General features: G+C 70.3%; 16 protein-coding genes. 6 read left to right on the top strand and 10 right to left on the bottom strand.

Going from position 1 to position 14,570, the window contains the following annotated elements; translation table 11 throughout:
- Positions 1–69 precede the first annotated feature (69 nt).
- The 3 genes from pstS to CEP50_RS03140 form a co-directional block, all read right to left on the bottom strand.
- Entirely contained in the window at positions 70–1,161 is a 1,092-nt protein-coding gene (gene pstS / locus CEP50_RS03130) for a phosphate ABC transporter substrate-binding protein PstS (protein WP_106112393.1), read from the bottom strand.
- A gap of 344 nt (positions 1,162–1,505) precedes the next feature.
- Complete coding sequence (locus tag CEP50_RS03135; RefSeq protein ID WP_106112394.1) at positions 1,506–1,973, bottom strand: hypothetical protein; 468 nt, start codon at positions 1,971–1,973, stop codon at positions 1,506–1,508.
- A gap of 187 nt (positions 1,974–2,160) precedes the next feature.
- Positions 2,161–3,117, bottom strand: coding sequence for an HpcH/HpaI aldolase/citrate lyase family protein (locus CEP50_RS03140; RefSeq protein WP_106112519.1), 957 nt, complete (start codon positions 3,115–3,117; stop codon positions 2,161–2,163).
- Between the two features lie 407 nt (positions 3,118–3,524).
- Here CEP50_RS03140 and CEP50_RS03145 point away from each other — a divergent pair, with 407 nt between their 5' ends.
- On the top strand, positions 3,525–4,664 hold the full coding sequence (locus CEP50_RS03145) for an Mrp/NBP35 family ATP-binding protein (protein WP_106112395.1): 1,140 nt from the start codon (positions 3,525–3,527) through the stop codon (positions 4,662–4,664).
- A 4-nt stretch (positions 4,665–4,668) separates the two neighbouring features.
- On the opposite strand, the gene CEP50_RS03150 is transcribed toward CEP50_RS03145, so the two are convergent.
- Positions 4,669–5,238, bottom strand: a complete 570-nt coding sequence (locus CEP50_RS03150; protein ID WP_106112396.1) for an O-methyltransferase — start codon at positions 5,236–5,238, stop codon at positions 4,669–4,671.
- 327 nt (positions 5,239–5,565) lie between these two features.
- Between CEP50_RS03150 and sigE the strand changes: the two genes are divergently transcribed.
- From sigE to CEP50_RS03170, 4 genes are all read left to right on the top strand, one after another.
- A complete protein-coding gene (gene sigE, locus CEP50_RS03155; RefSeq protein ID WP_374957081.1) occupies positions 5,566–6,342 on the top strand; it encodes an RNA polymerase sigma factor SigE in 777 nt (258 codons plus the stop codon).
- On the top strand, positions 6,339–7,052 hold the full coding sequence (locus CEP50_RS20730) for an anti-sigma factor family protein (protein ID WP_308729357.1): 714 nt from the start codon (positions 6,339–6,341) through the stop codon (positions 7,050–7,052). Before sigE ends, CEP50_RS20730 begins: the two co-directional genes overlap by 4 nt.
- A gap of 196 nt (positions 7,053–7,248) precedes the next feature.
- The gene (locus CEP50_RS03165) at positions 7,249–8,856 is read left to right on the top strand and encodes a S1C family serine protease (protein WP_106112399.1); all 1,608 of its coding nucleotides are present in this window, start codon (positions 7,249–7,251) and stop codon (positions 8,854–8,856) included.
- A gap of 87 nt (positions 8,857–8,943) precedes the next feature.
- A complete protein-coding gene (locus tag CEP50_RS03170; RefSeq protein ID WP_106112400.1) occupies positions 8,944–9,339 on the top strand; it encodes a sec-independent translocase in 396 nt (131 codons plus the stop codon).
- 60 nt (positions 9,340–9,399) lie between these two features.
- Here the strand turns inward: CEP50_RS03170 and CEP50_RS03175 are convergent, their stop codons facing one another.
- Both CEP50_RS03175 and CEP50_RS03180 read right to left on the bottom strand, forming a co-directional pair.
- The gene (locus tag CEP50_RS03175) at positions 9,400–10,965 is read right to left on the bottom strand and encodes a leucyl aminopeptidase (protein ID WP_106112401.1); all 1,566 of its coding nucleotides are present in this window, start codon (positions 10,963–10,965) and stop codon (positions 9,400–9,402) included.
- Positions 10,966–11,175: 210 nt separating this feature from the next.
- Positions 11,176–11,343 carry a DUF3117 domain-containing protein gene (locus CEP50_RS03180; RefSeq protein WP_019853228.1) on the bottom strand — a complete coding sequence of 56 codons (168 nt, stop codon included), beginning with the start codon at positions 11,341–11,343 and terminating at the stop codon, positions 11,176–11,178.
- Positions 11,344–11,784: 441 nt separating this feature from the next.
- Here CEP50_RS03180 and CEP50_RS03185 point away from each other — a divergent pair, with 441 nt between their 5' ends.
- Positions 11,785–12,573 carry an enoyl-CoA hydratase-related protein gene (locus CEP50_RS03185; RefSeq protein WP_019853226.1) on the top strand — a complete coding sequence of 263 codons (789 nt, stop codon included), beginning with the start codon at positions 11,785–11,787 and terminating at the stop codon, positions 12,571–12,573.
- A gap of 24 nt (positions 12,574–12,597) precedes the next feature.
- On the opposite strand, the gene CEP50_RS03190 is transcribed toward CEP50_RS03185, so the two are convergent.
- From CEP50_RS03190 to CEP50_RS03205, 4 genes are all read right to left on the bottom strand, one after another.
- On the bottom strand, positions 12,598–13,167 hold the full coding sequence (locus tag CEP50_RS03190; RefSeq protein ID WP_106112402.1) for a DNA-3-methyladenine glycosylase I: 570 nt from the start codon (positions 13,165–13,167) through the stop codon (positions 12,598–12,600).
- Positions 13,164–13,727: an SRPBCC family protein gene (locus CEP50_RS03195; protein WP_106112403.1), complete on the bottom strand. Its 564-nt coding sequence runs from the start codon at positions 13,725–13,727 to the stop codon at positions 13,164–13,166. The genes CEP50_RS03190 and CEP50_RS03195 overlap by 4 nt, the downstream gene beginning before the upstream one ends.
- Positions 13,711–14,073: a DivIVA domain-containing protein gene (locus CEP50_RS03200; RefSeq protein WP_106112404.1), complete on the bottom strand. Its 363-nt coding sequence runs from the start codon at positions 14,071–14,073 to the stop codon at positions 13,711–13,713. The genes CEP50_RS03195 and CEP50_RS03200 overlap by 17 nt, the downstream gene beginning before the upstream one ends.
- Before the next feature lie 123 nt (positions 14,074–14,196).
- Positions 14,197–14,529 (bottom strand): PadR family transcriptional regulator, encoded by a 333-nt coding sequence (locus CEP50_RS03205; RefSeq protein WP_026448824.1) that lies wholly within the window; start codon positions 14,527–14,529, stop codon positions 14,197–14,199.
- Between the last annotated feature and the right edge of the window lie 41 nt (positions 14,530–14,570).

Raw genomic sequence — 14,570 nt, forward strand, 5'->3', positions numbered from 1 at the left:
CCTCGAACCGATCTCTCTGGTGACTGTCGTGCCCGGGCCGGAGCTCCGGCCCGGGCACGTGGTCATCGGTCAGCTGCCCGAGCCGATGGCCTCCACCGCCGGACGCAGCTTCTGTCGCAACGCCTGGGAGATCGGGGCGGATCCGGCCGCCTCGGCCGCCTTCTGCTGGCCCTGCTCGCTCAGGATGTACTCGAAGTAGGCACGGACCAGCTCCCCCGTCTCGGAGTCGTCGTAGTCGGTGCAGGCCATGCCGTAGGAGACCAGCACGATGGGGTAGGTGCCGGAGGACCGGGTGTCCCGTGCCAGGTCGTAGGCGAACACGTGCTCGCCCTGGTTCTTCTTCCGCTCGGAGACCTCGAGCACCTTGGCCGCCGCCTCGGGGGAGTAGGAGACGAACTCCTCGCCCACTCCGACGGCCACCGTGCCCAGCTCACCCACCTGGCTGGCGTCGAGGTAGCCGATGGTTCCCTGGCCGGCGTCGATGGCGTTCTTGACGCCGGAGGTTCCCTTGGCGGCCTCCCCGCCGGGGACCGGCCAGTTGCCGCTGACCTCGTGCGGCCACGCCTCGGGGGCCGCGGCGGACAGGTAGTCGGTGAAGTTCTCCGTGGTCCCGGACTCGTCGGAGCGGTTCACCGGCGTGATCTGGGTGTCCGGCAGTTCGACGTCCGGGTTCGTCTCGGCGATCTCGGGGTCGTTCCACTTGGTGATCTTCTGGTCGAAGATCTTGGCGATGGTGGCGGGGCGCAGCTTCAGCTCGTCGACGCCGTCGAGGTTGAAGGCCACGGCGACCGGGGAGACGTACACCGGCAGTTCGACGAGACCGCCGCAGCGCTCCTTGGCTCCGGAGAGTTCCTCGCCCTCCAGTGCCGCGTCGGTGCCCCCGAAGTCGGTGGCGCCGGAGACGAAGCGTTCCCGGCCACCGCCGGATCCGATCGGCGCGTAGTTGACCGTCAGATCCGGGTTCTTGTCGGAGAAAGCCGCACGCCAGGCCTGCTGTGCGGCCTCCTGGGAGCTGGCGCCGGCACCGTCGAGGGTTCCGGACAGTCCGGATCCGTCACCGGACGAGTTCTGCTCGTTGGCGGCACCGCACGCTCCGAGAACCAGGGTCAGCGCCACTGCCGCCGTACCGGCGGCAGCACGTCTGACAGTACTGTGCTGCACAGGTAGCCCCTTTTCACGCTGCTGCGACCGGAGGTCACCGGCCGAGTTCTGCACTGGCGGTAAGGACGTTAAACCGAAAAGGTGAAGCGGCGAATCAAGGAAGATGAACAACAGTGAAATAAACAACCACGAAAAATATTCGTCACGGCGCGACAGCGAACGGGACACGCAACGGAAAAGTCGCGAATCACGTGCTCACGTCCGACACGCGAACCACGGGAGAGGAAATCGGAAACGAACGAACACACCGATTCCGATCGAACACCCACAGTAATCACAAGAAACGTGCCTCGCCCGGAAGGGTTTCCGAGCACGAAAATCCCCTTCCAAGAAGAGAAAATCATTCAGGAAGTCGCGAACAACCGACTCGCCGTCACCCGCAGCGCCAACGCGCGGTCCATTCGGGAGAAAACGGCCTCCGCCCCGGCGGCCCGCAGGCGGGGGCCACTGCCCCCCGCCCCCGAGAAACCGAACGCCAGCACCCCCGCGCACCGGGCGCACCGGATCTCCTCCTCCGTGCCGCCCACCCGGGCCAGCCGAGGGTACTCCCGCGCCAGCCTCCGCAGCTCCGCCGTCTGGTCCACCGCGTCGGCGATCACCACGGCCAGACCGTCGACGATGTCCAACCTGCGGGCCTCGGCGGCCACCTCACCGACGGGGAGCTCGGTCAGCACGATCACCGGAATCCCCGCCCGCCGGGCTCCCCGCAGCGCCTCGGTCACACCGGCGACGGGCCGCACACCCTCGCCGCCCCGGCACACGAGCACCCCGTCCCAGCCCAGCACCACAGCACGATCCGACTCGGCCAACACCGCGCTCTCCCGGTCCCGGCGAACGAAACACGTCCGTGTCCCTCCCGACGGGCCGGAAAGCTACTCAGTCGGATTGAACGAACGGCCAACACCGCGTGACCCGCACCGAAAAACCGTCCCGGAAACCGTCACCGGCGGGCGCGGTGCGGGCGTCCAAGCGTCGGACCTCCGGCCGGGTCGCGCTCCGTCAACGCGGCGGCTGCCAGCGCTCGGTGCGGCTCAGCCCGGCGGCGCGTCCTTTCGCCGCCACCACCAACGCCATCTTGCGGGAGGCCTCGTCGATCATCTCGTCCCCGAGCATGGCCGCACCGCGCCTGCCGCCCTCCTCGGAGGTGTACCAGGCGTAGGCGTCGAGAACGTTCTCCGCCCGGTCGTAGTCGCGCTGACTCGGCGAGAAGACCTCGTTGACCGTGTCCACCTGGGAAGGATGCAGCACCCACTTGCCGTCCAGCCCCAGAGCGGCGGAACGCCGCGCCACCCGCCGCAGCCCCTCGGTGTCGCCGATCTGGAGGTACGGCCCGTCCACCGCCTGCAGACCGTGGGCACGCGCCGCGGTCAGCATCCGCATGAGCACGTAGTGGTAGGCGTCCCCCACGTCGTATCCGGGCGGCTGCTCCCCGACCACCAGGGAGGGCATGTTGATCGAGGCCATGAAGTCGGCCGGACCGAAGATCAACGCCTCCAGTCGCGCCGAGGAGGCCGCTATCGCGTCCACGTCGGCCAACCCCTTGGCGTCCTCGATCTGCACCTCGATCCCGATCGAGGACTCGGCCAGCCCGAGCGCCCGCTCCAGCTGACCCAGGGTCAGATCCAGCCACCGGACCTGGTCGGGGCCGGACACCTTCGGCAGCATCACGGTGTCCAGGGACTGTCCGGCGCCCTCCACGACGTCCACGACGTCCCGGTAGGTCCAGGCGGTGTCCAGGGCGTTGACGCGGACGGTGCGGACCCTGTCCCCCCATCCCCCCTCGTTCAGCGCCGCGACCACGGTCCGCCGGGCCTCCGCCTTGGCCAGCGGGGCGACCGCGTCCTCCAGGTCCAGGAAGAACTGGTCGACCTCCAGTCCCCTGGCCTTGTCGATCATTCTGGGCTCCGAACCCGGCACGGCGAGACAACTGCGGCGGCAGCGTTGGGTGTCGACCACCTCGGGCACTCCTTTTCGCGGGACGAAAACCGTCGCGGAAGCGATCCGCGCGGGAGTATATGCCCCGGACCGGCGAGCGACCCCGGTGAAGCGGAGCACCGGAAGCCGCGGAGTCCACGTGGTGGACACGCCCCCCGGAACCCCCGGATGCCCGCCGCGCTCCCACCGAACCGGCCCACCCACCGGGAATGCGGTGGTGACCCGCGTCTCCGGAGGGCGTCCGCCGGGCGGGTGAGCGGATACCGTGCGAGGCACCCCGGCGTACGGTACGGGTCCCGTCGGGACCACCTCGGGCCCGTCCCGGACCACGGGGCGGACGGGGACCCGGTCGGGCTGTGCTCCCGTCGTACTCGCCCGTAACATGTGTGGTGGCACACCAGCTCAGGAAAGGTCGGTGTCGCGTAGCCGTGACCACAACGCAGCCCACCCCCACCGAGGACGCGGTGCGGCAGGCACTCGCCAAGGTGGAGGACCCCGAGATCCACAAGCCGATCACCGAACTCGGCATGGTCAAGGACGTGACCATCGGCTCCGAGGGGGACGTCAAGGTCGGTGTCTACCTGACCGTGCAGGGCTGTCCCATGCGGGAGACCATCACCCAGCGGGTCAGCTCCGCGGTCTCCGAGGTGAGCGGGGTCTCCTCCGTGGACGTCGAGCTCGACGTGATGAGTGACGAGCAGCGCACCGAGCTCCGCAAGCAGCTGCGCGGCGACTCCGAGGAGCCGCGCATCCCCTTCGCCGAACCCGGTTCGCTGACCAGGGTCTACTGCGTCGCCTCCGGCAAGGGTGGCGTCGGCAAGTCCAGCGTGACGGTGAACCTGGCCGTCTCCATGGCCGAACGCGGCCTGTCGGTCGGTGTGGTCGACGCGGACATCTACGGGCACTCGGTGCCGCGCATGCTGGGCACCGAGGGCAAGCCCACCCAGGTCGAGAACATGATCATGCCACCCCAGGCCCACGGGGTGAAGCTGATCTCCATCGGCATGTTCACCCCCGGCAACACCCCGGTCGTGTGGCGCGGCCCGATGCTGCACCGGGCCCTGCAGCAGTTCCTCTCCGACGTGTTCTGGGGCGACCTCGACGTGCTGCTGCTGGACCTGCCGCCGGGCACCGGTGACGTCGCCCTATCCACCGCGCAGCTGATTCCCAACGCGGAGATCCTCGTGGTCACCACACCCCAGCAGGCCGCGGCGGAGGTGGCCGAGCGCGCCGGTGCGATCGCCATGCAGACGCGCCAGCGCATCGCCGGGGTGGTGGAGAACATGTCCTGGATGGAACTCCCCGACGGGCAGCGGGTCGAGGTCTTCGGCTCCGGGGGAGGCCAGCTCGTCTCGGACTCCCTGACCCGCTCGGTCGGTTCGGAGGTTCCCCTGCTCGGACAGGTTCCGCTCGACCCGAGGCTCCGCGAGGCCGGTGACAGTGGTTCGCCGCTGGTGCTGGAGGACCCGGAGTCGCCGGCGAGCACCGTGCTGTCCGACGTGGCCAGGAAACTCTCCACCCGCGCACGCGGACTGGCGGGCCAGCTGCTCTCGGTCTCCCCGGCCTGAGGGATCAGTCGCGGGCCACGGCGAGCAGGCCGCTGTCGATCGGCAGCGCCACCGGAACCAGCGAGGGGTCCGCGTGGATGGCGTGCAGCACCTCACGCGACATGCGCGGACCCTCCTGGCTCCCGAGACACCCGTGCTCGCCGGAACGTTCGAACGCGCCCTCCAGTACCAGGGTCCCTCCCGGTCGCAGCAGCGGTGCCGCCTTGTCGAGCAGCGCGGCCGAGTCGCAGCCCCCGGAGACGATGTGCACCAGGTCGTAGGTTCCCTCGGCCAGCTTGGGCAGCACCTCCGAGCCCAGCTCGGTGATCATGCGCAGCCGGTGGGTGGGGAGGTCTGCCTCGGCCACGGCACCCCGGATGGCGCGCTGCACTCCGGTGTCCAGGGTGATGCAGGTCAGGGTGCCCTCCGGGATCATCCCCCCGCAGAGGGCCAGCGCGCTGGAGGCGGAACCGTCGACCGCGACCACGGACTTGGCCCGGAGCACCGAGGCCAGAAAGCGCAACACCGCCTCGGAGGAGCCGAACCGCTCGGTCTCGCTCCGCTCCGTGCCGTGACCGCTGTCGACCAGCTCCACGGGGCCACGCCCTGGGGTTCGAACACGACCGGACTTGCCCCCGACGGTGTTCCGGGGCGACGGGGTGGCACCGCCCCCCGGCACGGGGGAGGAAATTTCGGGTTGCACGGTTGAACAGGTTAGCGTCGCACCGCCCCCCGACCGGCGAGGTGGGTCACAACGATTTCGAAACACCTCGCGCCACGCTCCGGAGCATCCGTAACGCTCCCCCGCCGGGGCCGCCTCGGGCGGCGTCCGCCCGGTAAGGCTCGGGGCGTCGGAGTTCTCAGAAGGTTCTCAGGCTCCTATCACGGTCAGTTCACCCTCGGTGGGGACAGTGGACGCGTCATGCCCGGTGATCCGGTCCCGGCTCCCACCCGGAGCGGGAACAAATCGAGCGAAGCGATCGTTCTACGGGGCGCAAGCCGCCCGCAGGAGGTGCCTTCTCGTCACATGGCCACACACACGGCAGCCCCCGACTCGGTTTCGCCGCGCACCGCCGCCACCGGCGCGGACGCACAGGGAAGCGTCCGCTCGGCGGGGGTGACCACGGCCGAGGAGCCGAGGGTCACGTCTCCCTCCGAAGCCACCGGGTCCTCCTGGGTGCCTCCCTCCTGGGAGGAGGTGGTCCGGGAGCACGCCGACCGGGTGTACCGGCTGGCCTTCCGGCTCTCCGGGAACAAGCACGACGCCGAGGACCTGACCCAGGAGACCTTCATCCGGGTGTTCCGCTCCCTGGCCTCGTACCGTCCCGGCACGTTCGAGGGGTGGCTGCACCGCATCACCACCAACCTCTTCCTGGACATGGCCCGGCGTCGTTCCAGGGTGCGGATGGAGGGCCTGCCGGAGGACACCGACCGCATCCCCGGCAGCGGGCCGAGCCCGGAACAGGTCTACCAGGAGACGCACCTGGACCCGGACCTGCAGGCCGCGCTGGAGGAACTTCCCCCCGAGTTCCGGGCGGCCATCGTGCTGTGCGACGTCGAAGGTCTCTCCTACGAGGAAATCGGCGCTACACTCGACGTCAAGCTCGGAACGGTACGCAGCCGTATCCACCGGGGTCGCCAGCTGCTCAAATCGGCTCTGGAAGCTCGACGGGAGCTCGCTCGGGAGGAAACCGCATGACCGGTCTTCGAGGTCGGGGAATGTCGGAACAGCATCTGGCACTGGACGCGTTGGTCGCCTTCGTGGACGGTGAACTGAGCCCCGGCGCCTGCGACCGCGCCGCCGCCCATCTCGCCACGTGCCCGAGCTGTGCCGCCGAGGCGGAGTCCCAGCGTCAGGCCCGTTCCGCCGTGCGCACCGCCGCCGCCCCGTCGATCTCCCCGCAGCTGCTGCGTTCCCTCCGGTCGATCCCGAGCACCGCGGAACTGCCCGAGCAGCCGGACAACCTCGCCCTGAGCGAGGACGGACGGCTGGTCACCACGAACAGACCGGGTGAACGGACGGGCTCCTCCCCACTCGGAGGAACCATCACACCGCTGGGTGAGGGGCGCGGGAGCCCGGAGGCCTCCCAGCACACCCCTCTCACCACCGGGAACCAGCACTCGCGTCTCGGAGGACGACGGGCCAAACAGGGCGCCGGGGTGGTGTTCTCCGGGCTCGTGCTGGGGGCGCTCGCGTTCATGCACACCCCCGCTGACGGAACACGCGGGCCGGTGACCACCGTGCCGGACCAGGCCCCCCGGGGAGGATCCGTGGAGGAGGCCAGTATCCCCACCGATCCCCCCTCCGCCCATGACGACACCGCCTCCGTCACCCCCACCAGCACCGGCCTCCCCTCCGAGTCCGCGCGACAGGAGGAGCCCCTGCCCACCTCGGCCGAAGCCCGCTGAGAAGGACCGCACGCCGCTGACGCCCCCTCCTCGTCGGGGTGGAGTCCCCGGGCCGACCAGAGCCCACCGCCCCGGAACGGCGACGTGACGGGCGAACCGGGCACTGATTCAGGTGCCGGCGGGCACGAAGTCCTCTTCGTGTGATGCACTCACGGAAGTATCGGCCGAACCGACACGTGCACACAGCCGGGGAGCAATGAACGAGCAGCCGAGGACATCCGCGGAGCAGGGAACACCACGGGATCCGAACACGGATACGCCCGCTGCGAACACCGACCACGCCCCTCGGTCCGACCGGGACACCTCCGGCTCGGACACCGCACCGGTGCGGGGCGCTCGACCGGACGGCCCGCCCCTCCGGACTCCGGAGGTCGATCCCGCCGAAGCCGCCGTGTTCGGCAGACCCGCGGGAGTGAGCGGCAGCTTCGACCGCCACGCCCCTCCCGGACCAGCCCCACGGGTGGAGCAGGCTCCTCCCACACCGGAATCACTCGCCAAGGCCTTCGGACGCCCTCCGGGGGTTTCCGAGTCGTTGCAGCGCTCCCCCGCCGACTCCGCGCCCGCCGGTGACACCCCCGAGGAGGAGCCGGTGTTCTGGGAGGGGGACGAGCAGGACCCGTGGCGGGACCCCACCACCGGGGCCGTGCTGGGGAGTCCGGCGCTCACCGAACCGCACGGCACCGAACGCTCCCGGGCGGAACACGCCCCGCTGCTCAGCGCCAGGGAAGTACTGTTCGGCCGCCGGGTACGCCCCCGCTCGCTGGCCGCCCTCGGAATCGTGGCGCTGCTCATCGGGGCCGCCGGAGGATTCCTGGGACGCCTGACGGCGGAGGAGGGCAATCCACTGACCGATCCCGACGTGACGTTGGCCGCCGTCGAACCGAACAACGACCGCCCGGCCGGGTCCGTGGCCGGAGTGGCTTCCCGGGTGGTTCCCGCCGTCGTCTCCGTCGAGGTCCGGGTGGGCTCCCAGGGCGGCACCGGTTCGGGGGTGGTGATAGACGGCAACGGCTATGTGGTCACCAACAACCACGTGGTGTCGATGGCCGCCGACACCCCCGACGCCGAGGTCTCCACGGTCTTCTCCGACGGCAGCCGTGTCCCCGCACGGATCGTGGGGCGTGATCCCGGCACCGACCTGGCGGTGCTCAAGGTCGAGGTGGCCAATCCCACCGTCGCCCAGCTCGGCTCCTCCGAGGACCTCCGGGTGGGCGACAGGGTCATGGCCATCGGCTCTCCGTTGGGACTGGAGAGCACCGTCACCAGCGGCATCATCAGTTCCGTCCACCGTCCGGTGCGGTTGGCCGGGGAGGACACCGACACGAACGCGGTGATCGACGCGATCCAGACCGACGCGGCCGTGAACCCCGGCAACTCCGGAGGGGCGCTGGTGGACGAGAACGGTGCGGTCGTGGGGATCAACACCGCCATCCGAACGCTCGGCGCGGGTGGTGAGGGCGGTTCGATCGGTCTCGGCTTCGCCATCCCGATCGACGAGGTCCGCCGGATCGCCCAGCAGCTCATCCGGACCGGTGAGGTCCGGCATCCCGAGCTCGGTGTGGACGTCAAGTCCGTCACCGACGGAACGGCGGACGGGGCCCAGGTGCAGAACGTGCGCGAAGGAAGCGCCGCCCAGCGGGCCGGGATCTCCGAGGGGGACGTGATCATCGAGGTCGGCGACCGCGAGGTCGGGGGAGCCGACGAGCTGGAGGTCGCCGTGAACGACCACGAGGTCGGCGAGCGGATTCCCGTCACCGTCGTACGCCGGGGTCGCGAACTCGTCCTGGACGTCACTCTCCACTGACGGGCGAACTCGTATACGCTGACCGGGGACGGCACCGGACGAGGGTGCCGCTCCCGGGTAAGGACGTCGCCCCCGGAAGGAGTCGAGGTGTTCGATACCATCGGCTGGGGTGAGATTCTCGTTCTCATCGTCGCCGGTCTGTTCATCCTCGGACCCGAGCGGCTGCCTTCCGCGGCGGCCTGGCTCGGCAGGACGATCCGCCAGGTCCGTGACTACGCGACGGGGGCTCGGGAGCAGATCCGTTCGGAGCTGGGCCCCGAGTTCGACGATCTGCGCAAGCCCCTGCAGGACCTGCGCGAGGTACGCAACTTCGATCCGCGACGTGCGGTGCGCAAGCACCTGTTCGACGGGGAGAACCCGCTGGAGGACCTCAACGGCGGCGGTCGTTCCCCGTCCCCCGGTCGCCCCCCCTCCGCCCGCTCGCGGGACCACCGTCCGCTGGAGAACGGGGAACGCCCTCCGTTCGACTCGGACGCCACCTGACGAACAGCGGCGCCGCGCGCACTTCGCGCGGTGGCGGCCCGGGCCGCCACCGCGCGCCGCTCAGTCGGCCAGTCCCTCGGCCAGTTGGACGAGGGTGCGCGCGGCGAAACCGGTGGCTCCGGCCACCACCTCGTCGTAGTTCTTCTCCGCTCGGGCGGGGCCGGCGATGTCCAGGTGGGCCCAGGGAAGTCCCCCGGTGAACTCGCGCAGGAACAGGGCGGCCATCACGGCCCCCGGCCCCTCGGGGGCCTGGCGGACGTCGGCGTTCGTCCCGCGGACGTCGGCGACGTGGTCCTCGGGCAGCGGCATGGGCCACCAGCTCTCGCCGACGCGTTCCCCGGCCTGCCGCACCCGCTCGGCCAGGGACTGCTCGCTGCTGAACACGCCGCCGGTACGCAACCCCAGCGCCACCTTCATGGCTCCGGTGAGGGTCGCGACGTCCACCAGCATGTCCGGACGGTGTTCCCGCACCGCGTACCCGAGGGCGTCGGCCATCACCATGCGACCCTCCGCGTCGGTGTTGGCCACCTCGGTGGTGGTCCCGTCGTAGTGCCGGACCACGTCGCCGGGGCGGTAGGCCGAGCCGGAGACGTGGTTCTCGGCCATCGGCACCAGCGCCGTCACCCGCAGCGGCAACCCCAGTCGGGCGATGGAGGACATGGCACCGATCACGGCTCCGCCCCCGGCCATGTCGGTGCGCATCATCTCCATGCCCTCGGCGGGTTTCAGGGAGATCCCCCCGGTGTCGAAGGTGATGCCCTTGCCGACGAACAGCAGGTGGGGCGCGTCGCTGTCCCCGCCGTCCCAGTGCAGTTCCAGCAGGCGCGGAGGACGGGAGGAGCCGCCTCCGACCGCGAGAACCCCGCCGAAGCCGTGGTCGGCCAGCCACTTCTCCTCGCGGACCGTGGCCCGCAGTCCGGGGACGTGTTCGGCCGTCTTCGCGGCGGTGGTGGCCAACCAGGCGGGGTCCTTGATGTTGGAGGGGGTGTTGGCCAGGTCGCGGGCCAGCGCGGTGGCCGAGGCCCATTCGCGTGCCTTCCGCGCGACCGGGCGCAGCCGCTGGGCGCTCTCCTCCGTCTCGGCGACGAGCAGCACCTTGCGCAGCCGGGGCGGCGCGGCCCGCTGTGTCACCCGGAAGCGGTAGTCGCCGAGGGTCACCCCCAGGGTCAGCCCGCTCACGACCTCCTCGTCGGCGTCGGCGGGCAGCCGGAACTGGAGGTACTCCACGTCCAGCGCCTCACCGAGGTCCTCGGGGGTGTTGCCTCCCTCGTCGGAGTCCTCCAGCCGGGACCGGGCGGTTCTGGCCAGTGCGGCGCCCACCGTGCGCCACCGTCCCGGGGTGCCGTCGCCACTGCCGATCGCCCACCCGAAACGCCCGCCGGAGAGCGGTACCGTGCGCACCTGCCCGACCTCGGAACTCACGTCGAGCGCGCGCAGCACCGCCGCGTCCACTCCGAAGGTCTCCAGGCAGGAACCCAGTTCCGGTTCACCGTCGCCGTCGGGGACCGGCACGGCGGCGGGCAACCCGTCACGCCATCGTGCGACGACGTCGACTTCGACCAGGGCGCTCGGAATCACGGGGAGGATCGCGTCTGCGTTCGACGTCGGAGTTGCGGAACCGGACACTACGGCACCTTCCTGCTCGCTTCAGTTCGGCTGGTGTGCGGGCCCCGAGCCGTCCCGGGATCCCGGTGGGGACAACCGCGGACCCGTTCACGAACGAGGGACCCACGCGGACGCGCCGCCCCGTGAACCGTAACCCCGGCACCGTCCGAGGATGCCGGGGTCCGCTCGTCGCGTCGGGCCGGGGTGCCCGTCGATCACCTCGCGGCGGCCTCAACCGGTGACCGAGTTCAGGGCCTCACTCAGATTCGTGGCCTCTTCCATCGTCATCTCGACGACGAGACGCCCACCACCCTCGAGCGGGATGCGCATCACGACTCCGCGTCCCTCCTTGGTCACCTCGAGGGGACCGTCACCGGTCCGGGGCTTCATGGCCGCCATAGCGTGCTCCCTCCGTGAACTCATCCCACCGACTGGTCACCAGACCAGCCTTTGTCGTACATTCTCCCCCATCCGGACGCACCAGCGAAACCGAACCGATCAACTTCCGTCCGTTCTGCGCTGGTCGAATCCCGCCGTCGGGTGATTCTCACTCCACCTTTCCTCCGCTGAGCAAGCGCGCCGACACGGTGAGTGCACTCCGTGGGAACGTTCCGGCGCACACGCACAACGAACCATCCCTCGGTCGAGTTCTTCGTGAACACGCTCACCTCTCCCCCATCGTCCCGGGGAGACTTTCGACAAGCATCCCCTCGGCTGGCACGCTCAGCCCAGCCCACCCGACGAGAGGGTCTATCGTGGAGAGCACGTCTCCCACGAACGTGGCCCGCCTCACCCGACACGGCGAACGGTCGGATCGTTCCGCCGGACGAAGGGAGTTCCGTGACCGAGGTACTGTCGATCGAGGACGCGAACGGCGTGCGCGGAATCACGCTGAACAGGCCGGACGCCTACAACTCACTCACGGTCGAACTCAAACAACGACTGATCGAGGCGTTGCGGGAGGCCGCCACCACCGACTCGGTGCGTGCCGTGGTGCTCACCGGGGCCGGTAAGGCCTTCTGCGCCGGTCAGGACCTCAAGGAGCACGTGGCCCAGCTGGAAGCCTCCGACCCGACACCGCTGCGCACCGTCGAGGAGCACTACAACCCGCTGATCCGCGCGGTGACCACCCTGCCCAAACCGATCATCGCCGCCGTCAACGGCGTCGCCGCCGGAGCGGGGGCCTCCCTGTCCTACGCCTGCGACCTGCGAGTGGCCGCCGAGGACGCCAAGTTCGTGATGTCCTTCGCCGGTGTGGGACTGTCCACCGACTCCGGTGCCTCCTGGACCCTGCCGCGGCTGATCGGCTACGGGCGGGCCATGGAACTCTTCCTGCTCGGTGAGCCGGTGGAGGCGCAGGAGGCGCTGCGCATCGGCATGGTCAACCGTGTGGTCCCCTCCGGGCAGGCGGCGACGGCCGCCACCGAACTCGCCGAACGACTGGCCTCCGGCCCCACCAGCGCCTACGCCCGCATCAAGGAGACGATGCTGGCCGCCGCCTCCGAAGGGCTCGACGAGGCACTCGCCGTGGAAGCCGGGGCACAGAACCAGTGCGGCGGGACCCACGACCACCACGAAGCCGTCTCCGCCTTCGTCGCCAAGCGCAACCCCGAGTTCACCGGTACCTGACCCGGCTCAGGGAGGTCGTCGGGGTCACCCCGCCCGCCAGCAGCCACTGAGATGGTCGTCGACCATCCCGGTGGCCTGCATCAACGCGTAGCAGGTGACGGGACCGACGAACCGGAAACCGCGTCGGCGCAGTTCCGCCGCCATGGCGGCGGACTCCGGCGTGCTCGCGGGGACCTCGTCCGCGGTGGCGGGACGCGGACGCGCGTCCCGCCGGGGAGCGAACGACCACAGCAGTTCGTCCAGCGGAGTGTCCAGTTCCAACACGGCGCGCGCGTTCGTGACCACCGCGTCGATCTTGGTGCCGTTGCGGACGATCGAACGGTCGGCCAGCAGCCGTTCCCGCTGCCGGGGACCGAACCGCGCGACCCGCTCCGGTTCGAATCCCGCGAAGGCCTGCCGGAAGGCCGGGCGTTTGCGCAGGATGGTCAACCAGGAAAGACCGGCCTGGAAGGATTCCAGGCACAGCCGTTCGAACAGGGCCCGGCAGCCGTGCACCGGATGCCCCCACTCCTCGTCGTGGTAAGCGCGGTAGTCGGCGGGTTCCGCGCCCCACGGGCACCGTCCCCGACCGTCCGCACCGAGCACCGCCCTCATGCCTCCGCCCTCCCGACGAGCACGCAGCGGTCCCGGAACCGCCGCAACGAGCGGTCGAGCCCCCACACGACGAGCGGCTTCAGCAGCCACCACAACGGCAGGAGCACGGCGGGCAGCTCGAAACGCTCCCACCACTCGAAGCCGGTTCCGGTCTCGTCACCGACGACCGTGAACCCCCCGCTACCCCGGATCAGTTTTCCCTCGTGCCGCACCACACAGCACACCGGGGGCTGCCACTGTGTGATCCGCATGGTGTCCACCACCCCGATGTCACCGAAACCGGTGAACGCCATGAGCTCCGACCCGGGCCCTTGCCCGTCCCCTCCGGTGACCCGCACGAACGTGCCGAGCATCCACCGTTGTTGACCGGCCCAGTCGGTGGCCGTCTCCCAGACGGTGTGCGGGGAGCACGGCACGCTCACCCGGGAACGCACCTCCCCCACGGTCGTGCCGAGCACGCTCCGGGCGCGCCCGTGCGCCGGGAACGACCGGCAGGCCTTCCTCCACGGCCCGTCCCCCGCACCGTCGGGGGGTTGGTCCTCGCTACTCCCGTGTCCCATTCCGGTCCTCGCCCCCTTCCGAGCCGTTTCCCGGTTCCCGCCGCTCGGGCCGGGCCCGCAGCTCGCGTTCCAACAGGGCCAACCGCCGCCGGTTGTCGTCCAGCTCCTCGGCCATCCGTTCGAGAACCCAGTCCACTTCGGAGCACTTGTACCCGCGAAAGACCGTCTGGAAACGCAACGAACGCACGTCGTTGCCCGTCAACGGTGAGGGAGGCAGCCGAGTGGGGGTGGTACCGGGACGCAACGGCTCCAGTTCCTCGCCACGGCCGAAGACCAGCGCGGCCAGCAGATACACCACCGCGGCCACCGCGATCACGACCACGACGTAGATCAGCGCACTTGCCACAGCACCAGATCCTGGCACGTGCGGCGCTCCGGGCGCGCACCGCACACCGTCCCGCGCACCGGAGCCTCCGACCGGGCGGTGCCGGCCGGCCCCCGACCGGTGGAGCGTGTCCGCACCGCCCGCTCACACGGCCGCGGCGGTGGTGCCGAGCACCCCTTCGATGGCGGCGGTGAACTCCCGCCACGCCCGCCGTTCCTCCTCCAGAGCACGTTTGCCCGAAGGGGTGAGGCTGTAGGTGCGCCGCTGCCTCCCGCCGACCGTGCTCCACTCGCTGCGGACGTGGCCCGACTTCTCCAGCCTGCGCAACGCCGGATAGACGGTTCCGGTCGGCAGGGACACCGCCCCTCCGCTGCGCCGCTGCAATGCCTCGATGATCGCGTAGCCGTGCAGTCTTCTGCCATCCAGGGTGGCCAGCAGCAGTCCGTCCAAGTGACCACGAAGGACATCAGCTTTCACGAGTAGCAACTCTACGTTCCGCCACGAGAGCTGTCACCGTC

It is taken from the genome of Actinopolyspora mortivallis (assembly GCF_003001495.1).
Taxonomy (GTDB): Bacteria; Actinomycetota; Actinomycetes; order Mycobacteriales; family Pseudonocardiaceae; genus Actinopolyspora; species Actinopolyspora mortivallis_A.